At 67.5% G+C, this 15,407-nt stretch carries 13 protein-coding genes and 1 pseudogene; 10 read left to right on the top strand and 4 right to left on the bottom strand.

The window, feature by feature from the left end; all coding sequences use genetic code 11:
- The 3 genes from paaI to GH266_RS22720 all read left to right on the top strand — a co-directional run bounded on the left by paaI (position 1) and on the right by GH266_RS22720 (position 2,544).
- Entirely contained in the window at positions 1-465 is a 465-nt protein-coding gene (gene paaI / locus GH266_RS22710; RefSeq protein ID WP_209001508.1) for a hydroxyphenylacetyl-CoA thioesterase PaaI, read from the top strand.
- An 89-nt stretch (positions 466-554) separates the two neighbouring features.
- The gene (paaK, locus tag GH266_RS22715) at positions 555-1,865 is read left to right on the top strand and encodes a phenylacetate--CoA ligase PaaK (RefSeq protein WP_158195878.1); all 1,311 of its coding nucleotides are present in this window, start codon (positions 555-557) and stop codon (positions 1,863-1,865) included.
- Positions 1,866-1,941: 76 nt separating this feature from the next.
- Entirely contained in the window at positions 1,942-2,544 is a 603-nt protein-coding gene (locus tag GH266_RS22720; protein WP_158195879.1) for a TetR/AcrR family transcriptional regulator, read from the top strand.
- A 42-nt stretch (positions 2,545-2,586) separates the two neighbouring features.
- Here GH266_RS22720 and GH266_RS22725 read toward each other — a convergent pair whose 3' ends face one another.
- A complete protein-coding gene (locus tag GH266_RS22725; RefSeq protein WP_158195880.1) occupies positions 2,587-4,080 on the bottom strand; it encodes a LysM peptidoglycan-binding domain-containing protein in 1,494 nt (497 codons plus the stop codon).
- A gap of 210 nt (positions 4,081-4,290) precedes the next feature.
- Between GH266_RS22725 and GH266_RS22730 the strand changes: the two genes are divergently transcribed.
- Positions 4,291-4,917 (top strand): LOG family protein, encoded by a 627-nt coding sequence (locus tag GH266_RS22730; RefSeq protein ID WP_158195881.1) that lies wholly within the window; start codon positions 4,291-4,293, stop codon positions 4,915-4,917.
- 77 nt (positions 4,918-4,994) lie between these two features.
- On the opposite strand, the gene GH266_RS23540 is transcribed toward GH266_RS22730, so the two are convergent.
- The 3 genes from GH266_RS23540 to GH266_RS22745 are packed head-to-tail and all read right to left on the bottom strand — an operon-like array spanning position 4,995 to position 10,287.
- Positions 4,995-8,606: an efflux RND transporter permease subunit gene (locus tag GH266_RS23540; RefSeq protein ID WP_158195882.1), complete on the bottom strand. Its 3,612-nt coding sequence runs from the start codon at positions 8,604-8,606 to the stop codon at positions 4,995-4,997.
- A complete protein-coding gene (locus GH266_RS22740; protein WP_158195883.1) occupies positions 8,603-9,706 on the bottom strand; it encodes an efflux RND transporter periplasmic adaptor subunit in 1,104 nt (367 codons plus the stop codon). Before GH266_RS22740 ends, GH266_RS23540 begins: the two co-directional genes overlap by 4 nt.
- Positions 9,707-9,732: 26 nt before the next feature.
- Entirely contained in the window at positions 9,733-10,287 is a 555-nt protein-coding gene (locus GH266_RS22745) for a PadR family transcriptional regulator (RefSeq protein ID WP_158195884.1), read from the bottom strand.
- Between the two features lie 445 nt (positions 10,288-10,732).
- On the opposite strand from GH266_RS22745, the gene GH266_RS22750 reads away from it, so the two are divergent.
- The 6 genes and pseudogenes from GH266_RS22750 to paaC all read left to right on the top strand — a co-directional run bounded on the left by GH266_RS22750 (position 10,733) and on the right by paaC (position 15,407).
- Positions 10,733-11,113, top strand: a complete 381-nt coding sequence (locus tag GH266_RS22750) for a hypothetical protein (protein ID WP_158195885.1) — start codon at positions 10,733-10,735, stop codon at positions 11,111-11,113.
- A 95-nt stretch (positions 11,114-11,208) separates the two neighbouring features.
- Positions 11,209-12,108: pseudogene (gene puuE / locus GH266_RS22755) on the top strand (allantoinase PuuE); the annotation flags it as partial.
- Positions 12,098-13,063 (top strand): PaaX family transcriptional regulator, encoded by a 966-nt coding sequence (locus tag GH266_RS22760; RefSeq protein WP_158195887.1) that lies wholly within the window; start codon positions 12,098-12,100, stop codon positions 13,061-13,063. The pseudogene puuE and the gene GH266_RS22760, both read left to right, overlap by 11 nt.
- Before the next feature lie 164 nt (positions 13,064-13,227).
- Positions 13,228-14,229 carry a 1,2-phenylacetyl-CoA epoxidase subunit PaaA gene (paaA, locus tag GH266_RS22765; RefSeq protein ID WP_158195888.1) on the top strand — a complete coding sequence of 334 codons (1,002 nt, stop codon included), beginning with the start codon at positions 13,228-13,230 and terminating at the stop codon, positions 14,227-14,229.
- 108 nt (positions 14,230-14,337) lie between these two features.
- On the top strand, positions 14,338-14,625 hold the full coding sequence (gene paaB, locus GH266_RS22770) for a 1,2-phenylacetyl-CoA epoxidase subunit PaaB (protein ID WP_067341684.1): 288 nt from the start codon (positions 14,338-14,340) through the stop codon (positions 14,623-14,625).
- A gap of 14 nt (positions 14,626-14,639) precedes the next feature.
- Positions 14,640-15,407 (top strand): 1,2-phenylacetyl-CoA epoxidase subunit PaaC, encoded by a 768-nt coding sequence (gene paaC, locus GH266_RS22775; RefSeq protein ID WP_158195889.1) that lies wholly within the window; start codon positions 14,640-14,642, stop codon positions 15,405-15,407.

A 15,407-nucleotide genomic window follows, 5' to 3' on the forward strand; every position in this document is an offset into this window, starting at 1 on the left:
ATGACCGATACGGGCACCGCATCCACCGCCGGGGACATGACGCCTGAAGAGCTGGCCCGCGCCTGCGCCGATGCCATGTGGGCCGGCGACAAGGCGAGCCAGGGGCTCGGCATGGAGATCCTCGAGGTGGGACCCGGCCGCGCGGTCATCGCCATGGTCGTCAAGGACTCCATGGTCAACGGTCACGGCATCTGCCACGGCGGCTACATCTTCACGCTGGCGGATTCGGCCTTCGCCTTCGCCTGCAACAGCCACAACCAGAACACGGTGGCGAGCCACTGCGCGGTGAGCTTCCTGCGGCCCGGACGCCTCGGCGAACGGCTCGTCGCGACGGCTCTCGAGCGCTGGCGCGAGGGGCGCTCGGGCATCACCGACGTGACCGTGACCAACGCGTCCGGCGAGGTTCTCGCCGAGTTCCGCGGCAATTCCCGCACCATCAAGGGCACCCACCTGCCGGTCGAGTGATCGGCAGGAACGACGGATTTCAACAAGAGCGATGACCGCGCGGGGCAGAACCCCGTGACGGTACAGGACAATCCGGGAGGATTAGACGCATGTTCGATCTGGCGCCGAAGCCGGGCGATCTCGACCCCATCGAAACCGCTTCCCGCGACGAGATCGCGGCCCTGCAGCTCGACCGGCTGAAGTGGTCGCTGCGTCACGCCTACGAGAACGTGGCCCATTACCGCAAGAGCTTCGACGAGGCCGGCGTCCATCCGGACGACCTGAAGACCCTCGCCGATCTCGGCAAGTTCCCCTTCACCTACAAGCAGACCCTGCGCGACAACTACCCCTTCGGCATGTATGCCGTGCCGCGCGAGCAGGTGGCGCGCGTCCATGCCTCCTCCGGCACGACCGGCAAGCCGACCGTGGTCGGCTACACCCGCAACGACATCAAGACCTGGGCGACCGTGATGGCCCGCTCGCTGCGCGCCGCCGGCGCCCGGCCGGGCATGATCTGCCATGTCGCCTATGGCTACGGCCTGTTCACCGGCGGTCTCGGCGCCCACTACGGGGCCGAGGAACTGGGCATGACCGTCGTGCCGATTTCCGGCGGCATGACCGAGCGCCAGGTGTCCCTGATCGAGGACTTCCGTCCCGACGTCATCATGGTGACGCCGTCCTACATGCTGGCGATCCTCGACGAGTACCGCGCGCGCGGCATCGATCCGCGCGAATCCTCGCTGAAGGTCGGCGTCTTCGGTGCCGAGCCCTGGACCAACGCCATGCGCCAGGAGATCGAGGCGGCCTTCGACATGCACGCGGTCGACATCTACGGCCTGTCCGAGGTGATGGGGCCGGGCGTTGCCAACGAGTGCGTCGAGACCAAGGACGGCCTGCACATCTGGGAAGATCATTTCTATCCCGAGATCATCGACCCGGTGACGGGCGAAGTGCTGCCGGACGGTGAGATCGGCGAGCTCGTCTTCACCTCGCTGACCAAGGAGGCGATGCCGGTCATCCGTTACCGCACCCGCGACCTGACGCGTCTGCTGCCAGGCACGGCCCGGTCGATGCGGCGGATGGAGAAGGTGACGGGCCGTTCCGACGACATGATGATCCTGCGCGGCGTCAACGTCTTCCCGACGCAGATCGAGGAGCAGCTGCTGCGCGTCGAGGGACTTGCGCCGCACTACCAGGTGGAATTGACACGCTCGGGCCGGATGGACGAAATGACCGTCCACGTCGAGGCGCTTCCCACCCATGCCGACGATGCGCAGCGCGCGGCCTCCGCCGCCGAGCTGAAGACGCATATCAAGAACGTGATCGGCATCAGCACCCGTATCGCCGTTTCCGATCCGGGCGTGCTGGAGCGCTCCATGGGCAAGGCGAAGCGGGTGATCGACAACCGGCCGAAGGCCTGATAGGCCGGCGCCCGCACAACAGCAGCAACGGCCGCGGGACCTTCCGCGGCCGCACCACTCCGGGGGACTGGACGACATGGCACGCCCGCGCGCCGAGGACTACGACGACAAGCGCAAGGCGATCCTGAAGACCTCGGCCGAACTCTTTGCCGAGCACGGGTTCGACCGCGCCTCCATGAACCAGATCGCCCTCGGCTGCGGCGTCTCCAAGGCGCTGCTCTACCACTACTATGCCAACAAGGACGCGCTGCTCTTCGACATCATCCGCGACCATCTCGACGAGCTGATCGCGGCGGTGGAGGAGGGCGCCACGCCGGACATGACCGGCGAGGAAATGCTGCACGGCTATGTGCTGGCGCTGCTCGACGCCTATCGCGACGCCAATGCCGAGCACAAGATCCAGATCAACGAGATGAAGCGGCTGCCGGCCGAGCAGCAGGAAGAGCTGAAGGCGCGCGAACGCCGCCTCGTGCAGCTGTTCGCCGGTGCGCTGTCCCAGGCGGTGCCGCAGCTCGCCGAGCCCGGCTCGACCCTGCTGAAGCCGGTGACCATGAGCCTCTTCGGCATGGTCAACTGGCACTACCTGTGGTTCCGCGAGGGCGGCGTCGTCAGCCGTGCCGACTACGCCCGCATCGCCACCCGTCTCATCCTCGACGGTGCGCGCAGCCTCGCCGGCTGAACCGCCGCGGGCCTTCCGCTTTCGATAGTCTTGGTGTCCGGCTCAGCCGCCGGTCGCGCGCGGCGCCGGCCAATTGCGGTCGCCTTCGGGGATCATGAACACCTGGCCGGGATAGATCAGGTCCGGATTGCGGATCTGGTCCTTGTTGGCCTGGTAGATCGTCGTGTAGCGAACGCCTTCGCCATAGCGGCGCTGCGAGATGGTCCAGAGGTTGTCGCCGGTGCGGATGATCACGCTCGGGATCTGGCGCGTGCCGGCATCGCCGCTGGCGCCCGAGCCTGCGCCCGCTTCGCCGGACAGCGCCACGGGGCGCAGGATCACGGCCTCCTCCGCCGACTTCTCGAAGGTCACCTCGGCGCGGGCGGTCACCGCCCCGTCGCCGGTGGTCACCTGGTCTGCGCGCACGGACACTTCGCCGGGCTTCACCTCGCCTTGCGTTTCCAGCAGCCAGCGGCCCTTGGCGTCGGTCTTGGCCTCGCCGACCAGCTGATTGTCGAGATAGACGCGCACGTCGCTGTTGGGCTCGCCGGAGCCGGCGACGAAGACCTTCTCGTCTTCTGTTTCCACCGCTTCGACGGTTACCGTCGGCGTTGCCGCATCGGCTGCCGGCACGGTGTCGGAGGGGGCGTTACCGCCGGTCGCGGCCGGCTGGTCGCTGGAGGCCGGGGCCGCGCGGGTGCCGCCGGCCTGCGGGGCCGCGGCGACCTGCTGTTCCGCCGCCGGGGCATTGTCGCCGGTGGCCTGCGGCTCGGCTTGCGCCTGGGTCTGCGGGGCCGCGTCCGTCTGCTGGCCTGCTGCAGCGGCGTCCTGGGACGCCGCTGTGTCGGTCTCCGCGGTCGCGGTGCCGCCCTGCGTGTCCGCAGGGGCGTCTGGTGCGGCAGGTGCGCCGGCATCGGCCACCTGCTGCGGGGCCGGCTGGGTGTCGCCGGCCGTGCCCGCGTCCGCCACCTGCTGCGGCTTCTGGAGGATCTGCGAGGGTGCGCCGGGCTCGTTGAGCATCACCAGGACCTCGCCCTTCGCCGGGTCTTCCGGCACGGAGACGGCCATCGACTGCTGCGATTCGTTTAGCACCTTGCCCTCGGCGTCGCGCGTTTCCAGCGTCACCGCATGGGCGCCCGGCTTCAGCGGCTGGTCCAGCACGATGGCGAATTCGCCGGCGGCATTGGCGATGCCGCGGCCGATCACCTCGCCATTGGCGAGCAGCGCGATGATGGCGCCGGCTTCCGAACGGCCGGCGACGACGGCGGAGCCGTCCGGCTCGACGCGCATCAGGTCGAAGGCAGGGACGGCGGCCAGCCGCTCCTCGACGGACTTTCCGCCGATATCCGCAGTTTCCTGCGGTGTTTCGCTCGCCTTGGGGTCTTCGGTCTTCGCGGGTGTGTCGGTTTCCGCCGTCTGCGATGCCGCATCGCCGGCCTTCGGGGCCTCGGTGGTCTGCGCGGGACCATCGCCCTTCTGCGACAGGTAGTAGCCGGCCGCTCCCGCGCCGGCGAGGCCGAGCAGGACGAGAACCTGGATGATGAGTTTCTGCGACATGAAAACCCGCGCTCCCCGCGATTCGCGCCGTGCGGTTACCCCTGCGACACAATATGTGTCAGCGCCCCCGAAATTCCACCGAATGACTATACGCTAAAGCACGAGCCGGCAAGCAAGCCCGCTGCCTTGCTGTGCGCGCGAGCCGTTGCATCCTGCCGCTTGACCCCGCCGGCCGCTGACTGCACATCTAGCCCCATGAAACAGGATCTCATGTCACCGTGCGGCGAGGGTGAACCCCGCCGCCTGAAAACCGTTTGCGTCTATTGCGGCACCGGAGAGGGGGGCGACCCCGCCTATATGGCCGCGGCAGAAGAACTCGGCCGCATGCTCGCCGCCGAAGGCCTTGGCCTCGTCTATGGCGGCGGCTCCCTCGGCCTGATGGGCGCGGTCGCGCGCTCCGCACTGGAGGCCGGCGGCCATGTCACCGGCGTCATTCCCGCCTTCCTGGAGGAGCGCGAGGTGATGATGCAGACGGTCAGCGAACTCGTCGTCACCAAGGATATGCACGAGCGCAAGCGCACCATGTTCGAGCGCGCCGACGGGTTCGTCGCACTGCCCGGCGGCATCGGCACGCTGGAAGAGGTGGTCGAGATGCTGACCTGGGGACAGCTCGGCCAGCACTGCAAGCCGGTGGTGCTGGCCGATATCGGCGGCTTCTGGCGGCCGCTGGTCGACCTGCTCGCGCATATGCGGAGCGAAGGCTTCATCCGGTCCGGCTTCGAGGTCGACTACCGGGTGGCGAACAGCGTTGCCGAGATTCTTCCTGCCCTGCGCAGGCCGGCCGCAACGGACGAAGGGGCCTTCGAGGCCGGCGTCGCGGACCTCGAACAGCTCTGAAGGCCGCGCCGCCGGAGCCTCGAACATCGCCTTGCAAGAAGGCCCGCGGGAGGTGTCTCCCGCGGGCCCTTTTCATGTCATTCCGCTGCCTGGGGCAGGGTGCCCGGCGGGACCCTCGGCGGGTCCTTGCGCGGCCCGATCGAGGTGACGGTGGCGGAGCCCGGTGCGCCGAAGGCGGCCGAAGCCGGCGTTGCCGGAGCCTCCGATGCCGCAACGTGCTGTCTCTCCCCGAACGCCGTTTCTCCGGGCGTAGTGCCGTCCGCACCGGTGCCCGCATCCGCCTTGCGGTTGCGCCGGCTGGCGAACAGCCGCATCCACACCGTCGGCAATGCCAGCATGGTCGGGATGATGATCAGCGTCAGGATCGTCGCGAAGCCGAGGCCGAAGATGATCGCCGTGGAGAGCTGCACCCACCACACCGCGGTGATCGAGCCGAGCGCGATCACCCGGTTGACGAAGTCGAGGTTGAGCTGCGTCATCATCGGCACCAGGCCGGCAATGGTGGTGATGGTGGTCAGCAGCACCGGCCGGATGCGCTGCGCCGAGGTCTTCAGCACCGCCTCCACCGGTTCGATCCCGTCTTCCCGGAAGCGGTTGTAGGTGTCGATGAGCACGATGGCGTTGTTCACCACGATGCCGGCCAGCGCCACCACGCCCGTACCCGTCATGATGATCGAGAACTTCTGCCCCATCAGCGCCATGCCGAGCAGCACGCCGAAGACCGACATGATCACCGTCGAGAGCGTCAGGAAGGTCTGGTAGAAGCTGTTGAACTGGGTCACCAGGATGATGAACATCAGGAACAGCGAGCCCACCATCGCCTTCATCAGGAATTCGCCGGACTCCTTCTGGTCCTCGTCCGCGCCGCGGAACCGGAAGAACACGGTGTCCGGCCACTGCTGCGTGTCGAGCCAGGCCTGCAGCTCCGCCACCTTGTCGTTGGCGGTCAGCGGCCGGGTGACGCCGTCGGCGGTGGTGATCGTGTCGGTCATCACCACGTTGGCCTTCACGTCCATCGCATAGAGCCCGTCGCGGCGGGTGATCGTCGTCACCTTCTGCTGCGGCGCCCGGTCGATGAAGTTGGACAGCGGCACCTGGCCCAGTTCCGTCTGCAGGCGCAGGGAATCGAACCGGTCCAGCGTGCGCTCGGCTTCCGGCAGGCGCACGCGGATGTCCACCTCGTCCTCGGAATCGTCCGGGCGGTACTTGCCGATCAGCACGCCGTTGGTGACCAGCTGCACCATCGCGCCGACCGAGCCGATGCCGGCCTGGAAGCGGCCCGCCTGTTCGCGGTCGATGGTGATCTGCCACTCGATGCCGGGCAGGGGGCGGCTGTCCTCGCGGTCCTGCAGGCTCTCCATGCTGTCGACATGTTCGCGCACCTTGGCGACGGTTTCCGTCAGCTCCTTGTAGCTGGTCGAGGTGATCTGCAGTCGCACGTCCTTGCCGGTCGGCGGGCCGCCCTCGATCTCGCGCGTCTCGACGAAGATGCCCGGCAGGTCGGCCGTGCGTTCGCGGATCTCGGCGGCGATCTGCTTCCAGTTCCGCCGGCAGCAATAGTCGGAGAACTCGAGGTTGATCTGGGCGATCACGTCGGCCGGCTTGTCCTGCACGCCCATCATGCCGCCGCCGCCACCGCCTCCGGTGGACACCGACATCACGGCATTCTTGATGCCCTTGACGTCGATCACCTCGCGCTCGACGTCGAGCGCCAGGTCCAGCGCCTCACGGGCGGAGAAGTTGCCGCGCGCCGAGACCAGAACGATGGCCGAGTTCGGCTCCTCCTCCACGAAGAACTCGACGCCTTGCGAGTTGGCCATGAAGTAGAGGAAGATGCCGCCCGACAGGGCCACGAGCGCGACCAGCGTGACGACATTGCCGAACGGGGTGCCGGCGCAAAAGCTCAGCAGTCGGACATAGATGCCGGTGGCGCCGCGGATCTTCGAGGCATCGAACTGCTCGCCCGCCGACAGGAGCTTTGCAGCCTCCTGCTCTTTGGCTGCCGCACGCTGCGCGCGGCGCCGGGAGGCGGCGACCAGCGGCTTGAGACCGAAATAGGCGAGCACACCGACGGCTAGGCCGATGGCGGCCGCGATAGGCAGCAGCAACCACTGTGGTAGCGGCAGCAGTCCGGCGACCGCCGGATTGGCGAGCAGCATGGCGACGGCGGCGCCGATCAGCAGGGCCACCAGCCATTCGGCATGGCGCCCGATCCAGGAGATCGCGCCGGTCATCGCCGCACCCGTCACCGGCAGGAACACCAGCGCGGTCAGCAGCGAGGCGCTGAGCACGATGATCACCATGATCGGCAGGTAGCTCATGAATTCGCCCGCCACGCCCGGCCACAGCAGCATGGGCAGGAAGGCGGCCAGCGTCGTCGCCGTCGACGAGGTGATCGGCCAGAACATCAGCTTGGAGGCGCGGATATAGGCCTCCTGCGCGTCCATGCCCTCGGCCATCTTGCGGTCGGCATACTCGACCATGACGATGGCGCCGTCGACCAGCATGCCGACGGTGAGCACGAGGCCGAACATCACCATCGTGTTCACGGTCATGCCGACCGATTGCAGGATCAGGAAGCCGACCATGAAGGACGCGGGAATGGCGATGCCGACCAGCAGCGCGGACTTGAAGCCGAGCGCCCAGACGATCACCACCATCACCAGGAAGATCGCGGTCAGGATCGAGGATTCCAGCGAGCCGAGGATCTCGAAGATGTCCTCCGACTTGTCGAGGATGTAGTCGACGCGGATCGTCTCCGGCCAGTCCCTGGTCGCCGCTTCCACCACCTGACGCACGGCGGCGTTGTTCTCGATGATGTTGGTGCCCTTGCGCTTGACCACGTCGATGGAGATCGCCGGATGGCCGTTGACGCGGGTGTAGCTGGTCGGGTCCTTGAAGGTGCGGCGGATTTCGGCGATGTCGCCGAGCGTCACCACGCCTTCGCCGCTCTGCTTGATCGGCAGGGAATAGACGTCTTCCGCGGTTTCGACGAGGCCGGGAACCTTGACGTTGAAGCGGCCCTGGCCGTTGTCCAGGAAGCCGGCCGGCACGAGCTGGTTGTTGTTGGACAGCGAGGTCAGCAGTTCCTGCTGGGTGACCTGGTAGGACTCCAGCTTCATGCTGTCGATGACGACCTCGAGCAGTTCCTCCCGGTGGCCGGAAAGGTCTGCGTTCAGGACCGTCGGAACCGCTTCGATCTCGTCCTTCAGCCGCCGCGCATGGCGGTAGAGCGTGCGCTCCGGAACGTCGCCGGACAGCGTCACGAAGATCGTCGGCATCAGGGCGAAATTGGTTTCGGTGATGGTCGGTTCGTCGGCTTCCGCCGGAATGTCGGCCTTGGCCTGGTCGACCTTGTCGCGGACATCGGCCAGCGCCTTGTCCTTGTCGAAGTCGACGTTGAACTCCAGCACGACGCCGACATGGCCCTCGGCGGAGACCGTGGTGATCTCCTTGAGGCCGTCGAGGCCGCGCAGGGCGGTCTCCATCGGTCTTGCGATCAGCCGTTCCGCGTCGCCGGGCGAGACGCCCTGCTGGCTGATCGAGACGTAGAAGACCGGAATGTCGATATCGGGGTCGGCCTCTTTCGGCACGCTGATATAGGCCATGATGCCGGCCGCAACCATCACCACCATCAGGGTGAGAACGGTCTTCGGCCGCCGCAGGACCGTCTCGAGCATCGAGATCATTGCGCAGCTCCTGCCATGGTGGCCACCGGTTCGACGGTCTGGCCGTCGGTCACATAGTCCTGACCGGTCACGATCAGCCGAACCGTGTCCGGCAGCCCGCCAACCCAAAGTCCGTCCTCATCGCCGCCCAGAACCGTCACGGGGTGGAAGGCGACGCGGTTCTGCTCGTCCACGGCACGGATGCCGAGCGTGCCGGCATCATTCAGCGTCAGGACGCCGGAGCTGAGCAGATGCGCGCTCTCTTCGCGAAGCGGAACCCGTGCGGTGGTGGTGACGCCGTCGCGGATCGCACCGTCCTTGTTCTCGATCTCGATCTCCACGCGGAAGGTGCGGGTGGCCGGGTCGGAGGCCGTCCCGATGTAGCGGATCTTGCCCGTCGCGTTGCCGCCGGTCACCAGCTCCACGTCGGCGTTCTGGCCGATCTCCAGCTTGCTCACGTCGCGCTCCGACACCTGGCCGATCGCCAGCACCGGGTCCGCATCGATGATGGTGGCGCACACGCCGCCCACCGCCAGCACCGTGCCGGTACTGACCATCGGGCTCTCGATGATGCCCGGGATCGGCGCCTTGATGATCGTGCGCGACAGTTCCAGCTTCTCTTCTTCGAGCCGGGCGGTTGCCGCATCCATCGCCGCCTTCAGCGCGGCGACGCGGGTCTGGGCGGTGAACCCCTTCTCGTTGAGCTGCGTTGCGGCGGTAAAGTCGAGTTCCGCCTGGGCGAGCTGGGCCCTGGCGTCGAGAACCTTGGCCTCGCGCGCGCCCTTGTCGAGCACGCAGAGCACGTCGTCCTTGGCGACCCTGTCGCCCTCCTTGACCCGGCGCTCGGCCACCCGCCCGCTGGTCTCGGCCCGCACCTCGACCTTGGCGTCGGCCTCGGTGCGGCCGCGGATCACCAGGATCGAGCGACGCGGCTGTGCCGTGATCTCGCGAACGGCGACACGGAAGGGCTTTGCCGCGGCTTCCTCGGCGCGCTGCGAGGGGGGAGGCGTTGCGTTTTCCGAGTCGGCCATGCCGCCGGCCACAAAACTGCCCGTCCACATCCAGCCCGCAACGCCGGCAACGATGCCGACTGCGAGAACGTGGGAGAAGCGGATCTTCATTCGGGGTATCTCCGGGCTGTGTTCGCTTACTCGGCCGCCTGGGGGAGGGCGGGGCGGCCGTGCGCTATCTCTTCAAGTCGGTGTCGGTTCGCTTCCAGGAAGCGGATGTCCTCGGTCATGCAGTTGCGCCCGTACTCCAGGATGAAGCTCGCGGCCGGGCGCTGGTCGCAGGGTTCGGATCCGATCGCTTCCAGCTTGGCCAGTTCCTCGCGCAGGTGCGTCAGACGCCCGTCGATGGCCTTTGCGATCACCTCCGGCCCGACCATCTCCGCGCACATGGCGACCAGCAGGAACGGCGAGCGGTAGGAGTCGGGTGCCGGCGGCCGGCTGAGGTCGCGGACGAACTCGGCGCGGCCGGCCTCGGTGAGGGAATAGACTTTGCGCGACGGCTTGCCGCTCTGGGCCTCCTCGCGCACGGTGACGAGCCCTTCGGCCTCCAGCCGGGCGAGCGCAGGGTAGATCGAGCCGAAGCTGGCATCGACGAAATAGCTGTACTTGCCTTCGGTCGAGAGCTTGCGGATCTCATAACCCGTGGCGTCTCCGAAATTGAGGATTGCAAGGCACAGTGTTCTGACGCTCATTTTCGGTTTCCTTCCGCCCTCGCCGGGAGTGTCGGCCCGTCGTCCTGCCGGTGGCGGACGATCTTGTTGTCTGGCCGCACGGGTCGCCTTCGCGCTCCGGTTTTCCTCGCATGTCCGTCCCGACCGTGCTTGCGCTTTTCCCCTTTTGAGGAAACCTGCTGGCTGCGGACAATGCCGGTTCGATATATTCTCGATTGACGATATATCGGTTCGATATACTTCCGCCTTATATAGGCGGCGGGTCCTGCTGCACAAGCGGTTCTGAGCGGTTTTTCGCAGCCTGCAGCTTTTTTCATCAACTGGAAGCGCGACGCCCCGAGCCGCCTGCGGCAGTCGACCGCGTGGACATTTTCCGCGGCTGCGCCATCTTCTCGTGAGACTGGCTTACAAAGGCGCCGGATATATGGTCCGACAGCCTTTACGCCTCGAGCGAGGGTGCGGATCCATGACCAAGCTGCAAGACAAGCATTCCTCCCCTCGGCCCGGCGGCATCTCCCGCCTGCTGGCCCAGCCGTTTTTCCGTCTTTTGGCCATCAACTGGCTGATCGGCGCCTTTGCTGCCGGGCTCGTGCTCGGCGGGCTGATGTGGCTCGACACCGGCGGCCTGCGCAGCCTGATCCTTGCCTCCGACCAGCCCTGGCTGCCTGTCGCGGTGCTGCTTGCCGGGTTGATGATCACCCTGTGCTCGGCCGCCATGGGCGCGGCGATCATGGCACTGCCGTCCGAGCCGGGCGATCACGGCGGACGACGCGCGCGCGGCGAGACCCAAGTCGCGCTGGAGCCGGCACTTGTCCCGGTTCCCGTGCGGGTGCGCGAGCGCATCTGACGCGAAGGCCTTGCATCGGCGCACGCTTTTGGGTTTCCTCCGGCCTTGAGCAGCCCGCTTCGGGCCTGGTCCCCCTCGTGCAACGGACGGTCCCCATGAGCGACACCTATCCGCGCGATCTCGTCGGTTACGGACGCGAGACGCCCAATCCGCAGTGGCCGAACGACGCCAACGTCGCCGTCCAGTTCGTCATCAACTACGAGGAGGGCGGCGAGAACTGCCTCCTCCACGGCGACAGCCATTCCGAGGCCTTCCTGTCGGAGATCGTCGGCGCCGCACCCTGGCATCGCCAGCGGCACATGAACATGGAGTCCATCTACGAATACGGCTCGCGCGCCGGGTTCTGGCGTCTGTGGCGCATGTTCACCGAGCGCTCCATGCCCGTCACCGTTTACGGTGTCGCCACCGCCCTGCAGCGCAATCCGGAGGCGGTCGCGGCCATGAACGAGGCCGGCTGGGAGATTGCCTCGCACGGGCTGAAGTGGATCGATTACAAGGACTTCTCGCGCGAAGACGAGAAGCGCCACATGGCCGAGGCGATCCGCATCCACGAGGACGTCACCGGCTCGCGTCCGCTCGGCTGGTACACTGGCCGCTCGTCGGAATTCACCCGCGACCTCGTCATGGAGGAGGGCGGGTTCCTCTACGATTCCGACAGCTATGCCGACGATCTGCCCTATTGGGTCGAGGGACCGTCCGGCCCGCATCTCGTCATTCCCTACACGCTCGACGCCAACGACATGCGTTTCGCGACCGCGCAGGGGTTCAACTCGGGCGACCAGTTCTTCACCTACCTGAAGGACACGTTCGACACGCTCTATGCGGAAGGCGAGGCCGGCGCGCCGAAGATGATGAACATCGGCCTGCATTGCCGTCTGGTCGGCCGTCCGGGCCGCGCCGCGGCGCTCGCCCGCTTCCTCGACTATGTCGCCTCGCACGAGAAGGTCTGGGTCGCCCGGCGCATCGACATCGCCTGGCACTGGCATGCCCACCACGCCGCCGGCTGAGGCCGGCAAGGTTCCGGCGGAGGTCGAGGCGCTCGCCGGGGCCCTGCTGGACCGGCTGCACGAGACCCAGCCGCTGCGCGTCTGGTCGCTGATCGTCACGATCTTCGGCGATCTCGTCGCCCCGCGCGGCGGCGAGGTGTGGGCCGGCACGCTGTCCGATCTGCTCGGCCTCATGCGCATCGATGCAGCGGCGGTGCGCGCCGCGCTTTCGCGCCTTGCCCGCGACGGCTGGGTCGAGCGCGAGCGTCAGGGACGGCTGAGCTTCTACGCCCTGTCGGCGGCCGGGCGCGCGACCTTCACCCCGGCCTCGCAGCGCATCTACCGGCTTGCGCCGGACGCGGGCGAGACGCGGGCGGTCGAACTGCGCGTCGTCGTGCTGCCCGAAACGGACGGCCGCAACGGCTTGCGCGAGGCGGCCCGCAAGGCCGGCTACGGGCTGTTGGCGCCTGGCGTCCTGCTCGGCACGCCGGCCAGTCCGCCGCTCGGCGGCCCCGAATTCCCGCAAGGGGCTGCGGACGGCGCGGTGACGCTGGCGGCCTCCGTGCTGGCCGGCTCCGATGCCGATCTCGTTGCCCGCGCCTTCGATCTCGCCCCGCTGGCCGGCCGCTACCAGTCCTTCTGCCGCCGCTACGCGCCGCTGGCCGAGGCACTGGACGGCGGACGGGGCGGGGCAGGGCGTGCGCTGCTGTCGCCGGAGACGGCGATGGTCTGCCGCATCCTGCTGGTCCACGACTATCGCCGGCTGATCCTGCGCGATCCGATGCTGCCGCCTGCGCTGCTGCCTGCCGATTGGCCCGGCCTTGCCGCCAACCGGCTGGCGGCCCGTCTCTACGCTGCTTTGCGGGCACCGGCGGAGGCCTGGATCGCCGCCCATGCGCGCGGCCGCGACGGCCTGCTGCCGCCGCCCGATGCCAGCGAGGCCCGCCGCTTCTCCGCCGGCTGAGCCCGGGAATTCAGACAAATCAGCAACTTGCGCGAACCGGTTTGTCAGGGGTCAATGTGTGACAAAAAATACTTGAAACATAAAAATATCGTCACGTATAATGCGAGGCAGATACGGCGCGCTGCTTGCGCGTCCCGCATGGCAACCGAGGAGGGGTTGATCGCATGTACACCCAGGCCCTGAACGCCCGTGACGCATCGGACGAGCGCAGCGAGGATGCCGCGCTGCTCGCCGCCTTCCAGGCCCGCGTCGACGCGGAAGAGAAGATCGAGCCCAACGACTGGATGCCGGAGGCGTATCGCAAGACCCTCGTGCGCCAGATCTCCCAGCACGCCCATTCCGAGATCGTCGGCATGCTGCCCGAGGGCAACTGGATCAGCCGCGCCCCGACCCTGAAGCGCAAGGCGGCCCTGCTCGCCAAGGTGCAGGACGAGGGCGGCCACGGCCTCTACCTCTATTCCGCCGCCGAGACGCTGGGCGTGTCCCGCGAGGAGCTCACCGAGCAGCTTCTGTCCGGCAAGGCGAAATACTCCTCCATCTTCAACTATCCGACCCTGACCTGGGCCGATATCGGCGCCATCGGCTGGCTGGTCGACGGCGCGGCGATCATGAACCAGATCCCGCTCTGCCGCTGCTCCTTCGGGCCCTATTCGCGCGCCATGATCCGCGTGTGCAAGGAAGAGAGCTTCCACCAGCGCCAGGGCTACGAGCTGCTGCTGGAGATGTGCCGCTCGTCGGAAGAGCAAAAGGAGATGGTTCAGGACGCGCTGAACCGCTGGTGGTGGCCGTCGCTGATGATGTTCGGCCCCTCCGACACCGACTCCAAGCATTCCGCCCAGTCGATGGCCTGGAAGATCAAGCGCTTCACCAATGACGAGCTGCGTCAGAAGTTCGTCGACGCGACCGTGCCGCAGGCGCACTATCTCGGCCTGACGCTTCCCGATCCGGACCTGAAGTTCAACGAGGAAACCGGCCACTGGGAATACGGCGAGATCGACTGGGAGGAGTTCTCCCGCGTCGTCGCCGGCAACGGCCCGTGCAACCGCGAGCGTCTCGCCGCCCGCCGCAAGGCCTTCGACGAGGGCGCCTGGGTGCGCGAGGCGTCCCTTGCCTATGCCGAGAAGCGCCGCAACCGCCGCGAGGCGGCCCGCATCGCCGCCGAGTGAGCGACACCCCGGCGCGGGGCACGCGCCGGGGGCAAGGCATAACGACGTTCCTAAGGAACATGAGGCTTTCGCACCGGCCACGCGCCCGCGAGCCCGAGGGAGAAAACCATGACCGAGAAGAACACGCCGCTCTGGGAAGTCTTCATCCGTTCGCGCACCGGCATGGCGCATCGCCATTGCGGGTCGGTGCATGCGGCCGACGAGGAGATGGCGCTGCAGGCCGCGCGCGACGTCTACACCCGCCGCGGCGAAGGCGTCTCCATCTGGGTGGTGCCGTCCTCGGCGATCGTCGCCTCCGACCCGACCGAGAAGGACGTGATGTTCGAGCCGACCGCCTCGAAGATCTACCGGCATCCGACCTTCTACGAGATCCCCGAAGAAGTCGGCAACATGTGAGCGGGAGCGGCACCATGACCACGACCGACCGGACCGCCGATCTCTTTGCCTACACCCTGCGTCTTGCCGACGATGCGGCCATTCTCGGCCAGCGCCTCGGCGAGTGGTGCGGCCACGCGCCGACGCTGGAGGAGGATATCGGCCTTGCAAATGTCGCGCTCGACCATATCGGCCAGGCGCGCGCGCTCTATGCCTATGCCGGCGAGGTGGAAGGCGAGGGCCGCGACGAGGACCAGCTCTGCTTCCTGCGCCACGAACGCCAGTTCAACAACTGCCTGCTGGTGGAGCAGCCGAACGGCGACTTCGCGCAGACCATCCTGCGCCAGTTCTTCTTCTCCGCCTTCATGCTGCCGCTGTGGCGCGAGCTGAAGGCCTCGAAGGACGCAACGCTCGCTGCCATCGCCGCCAAGGCGGAGAAGGAAGCGGCCTATCACGTGCGCCATTCGGCCGAGTGGACCATCCGTCTCGGCGATGGAACCACCGAAAGCCATGAGCGCGCCCAGGCGGCCGTCGACCACCTGTGGCCCTATACGGGCGAGCTGTTCGAGGTCGACGGGTTGGTCGAGCGGCTGGTCGCCGCCGGCATCGCCGTCGATCCGGCGAGCCTGCGCGACGAGTGGCACGCCACCTTGCGCGAGGTGCTGGACGAGGCGACGCTGCGCCTGCCGCCCGACGGCTGGTCCCAGACCGGCGGCCGCTCGGGCCGCCATTCGGAGAGCTTCGGCCATCTCCTGTCCGAGATGCAGTACATGCAGCGGGCCTGGCCGGGTCACAGGTGGTGA

This window comes from Stappia indica, from assembly GCF_009789575.1.
GTDB lineage: Bacteria > Pseudomonadota > Alphaproteobacteria > Rhizobiales > Stappiaceae > Stappia > Stappia indica_A.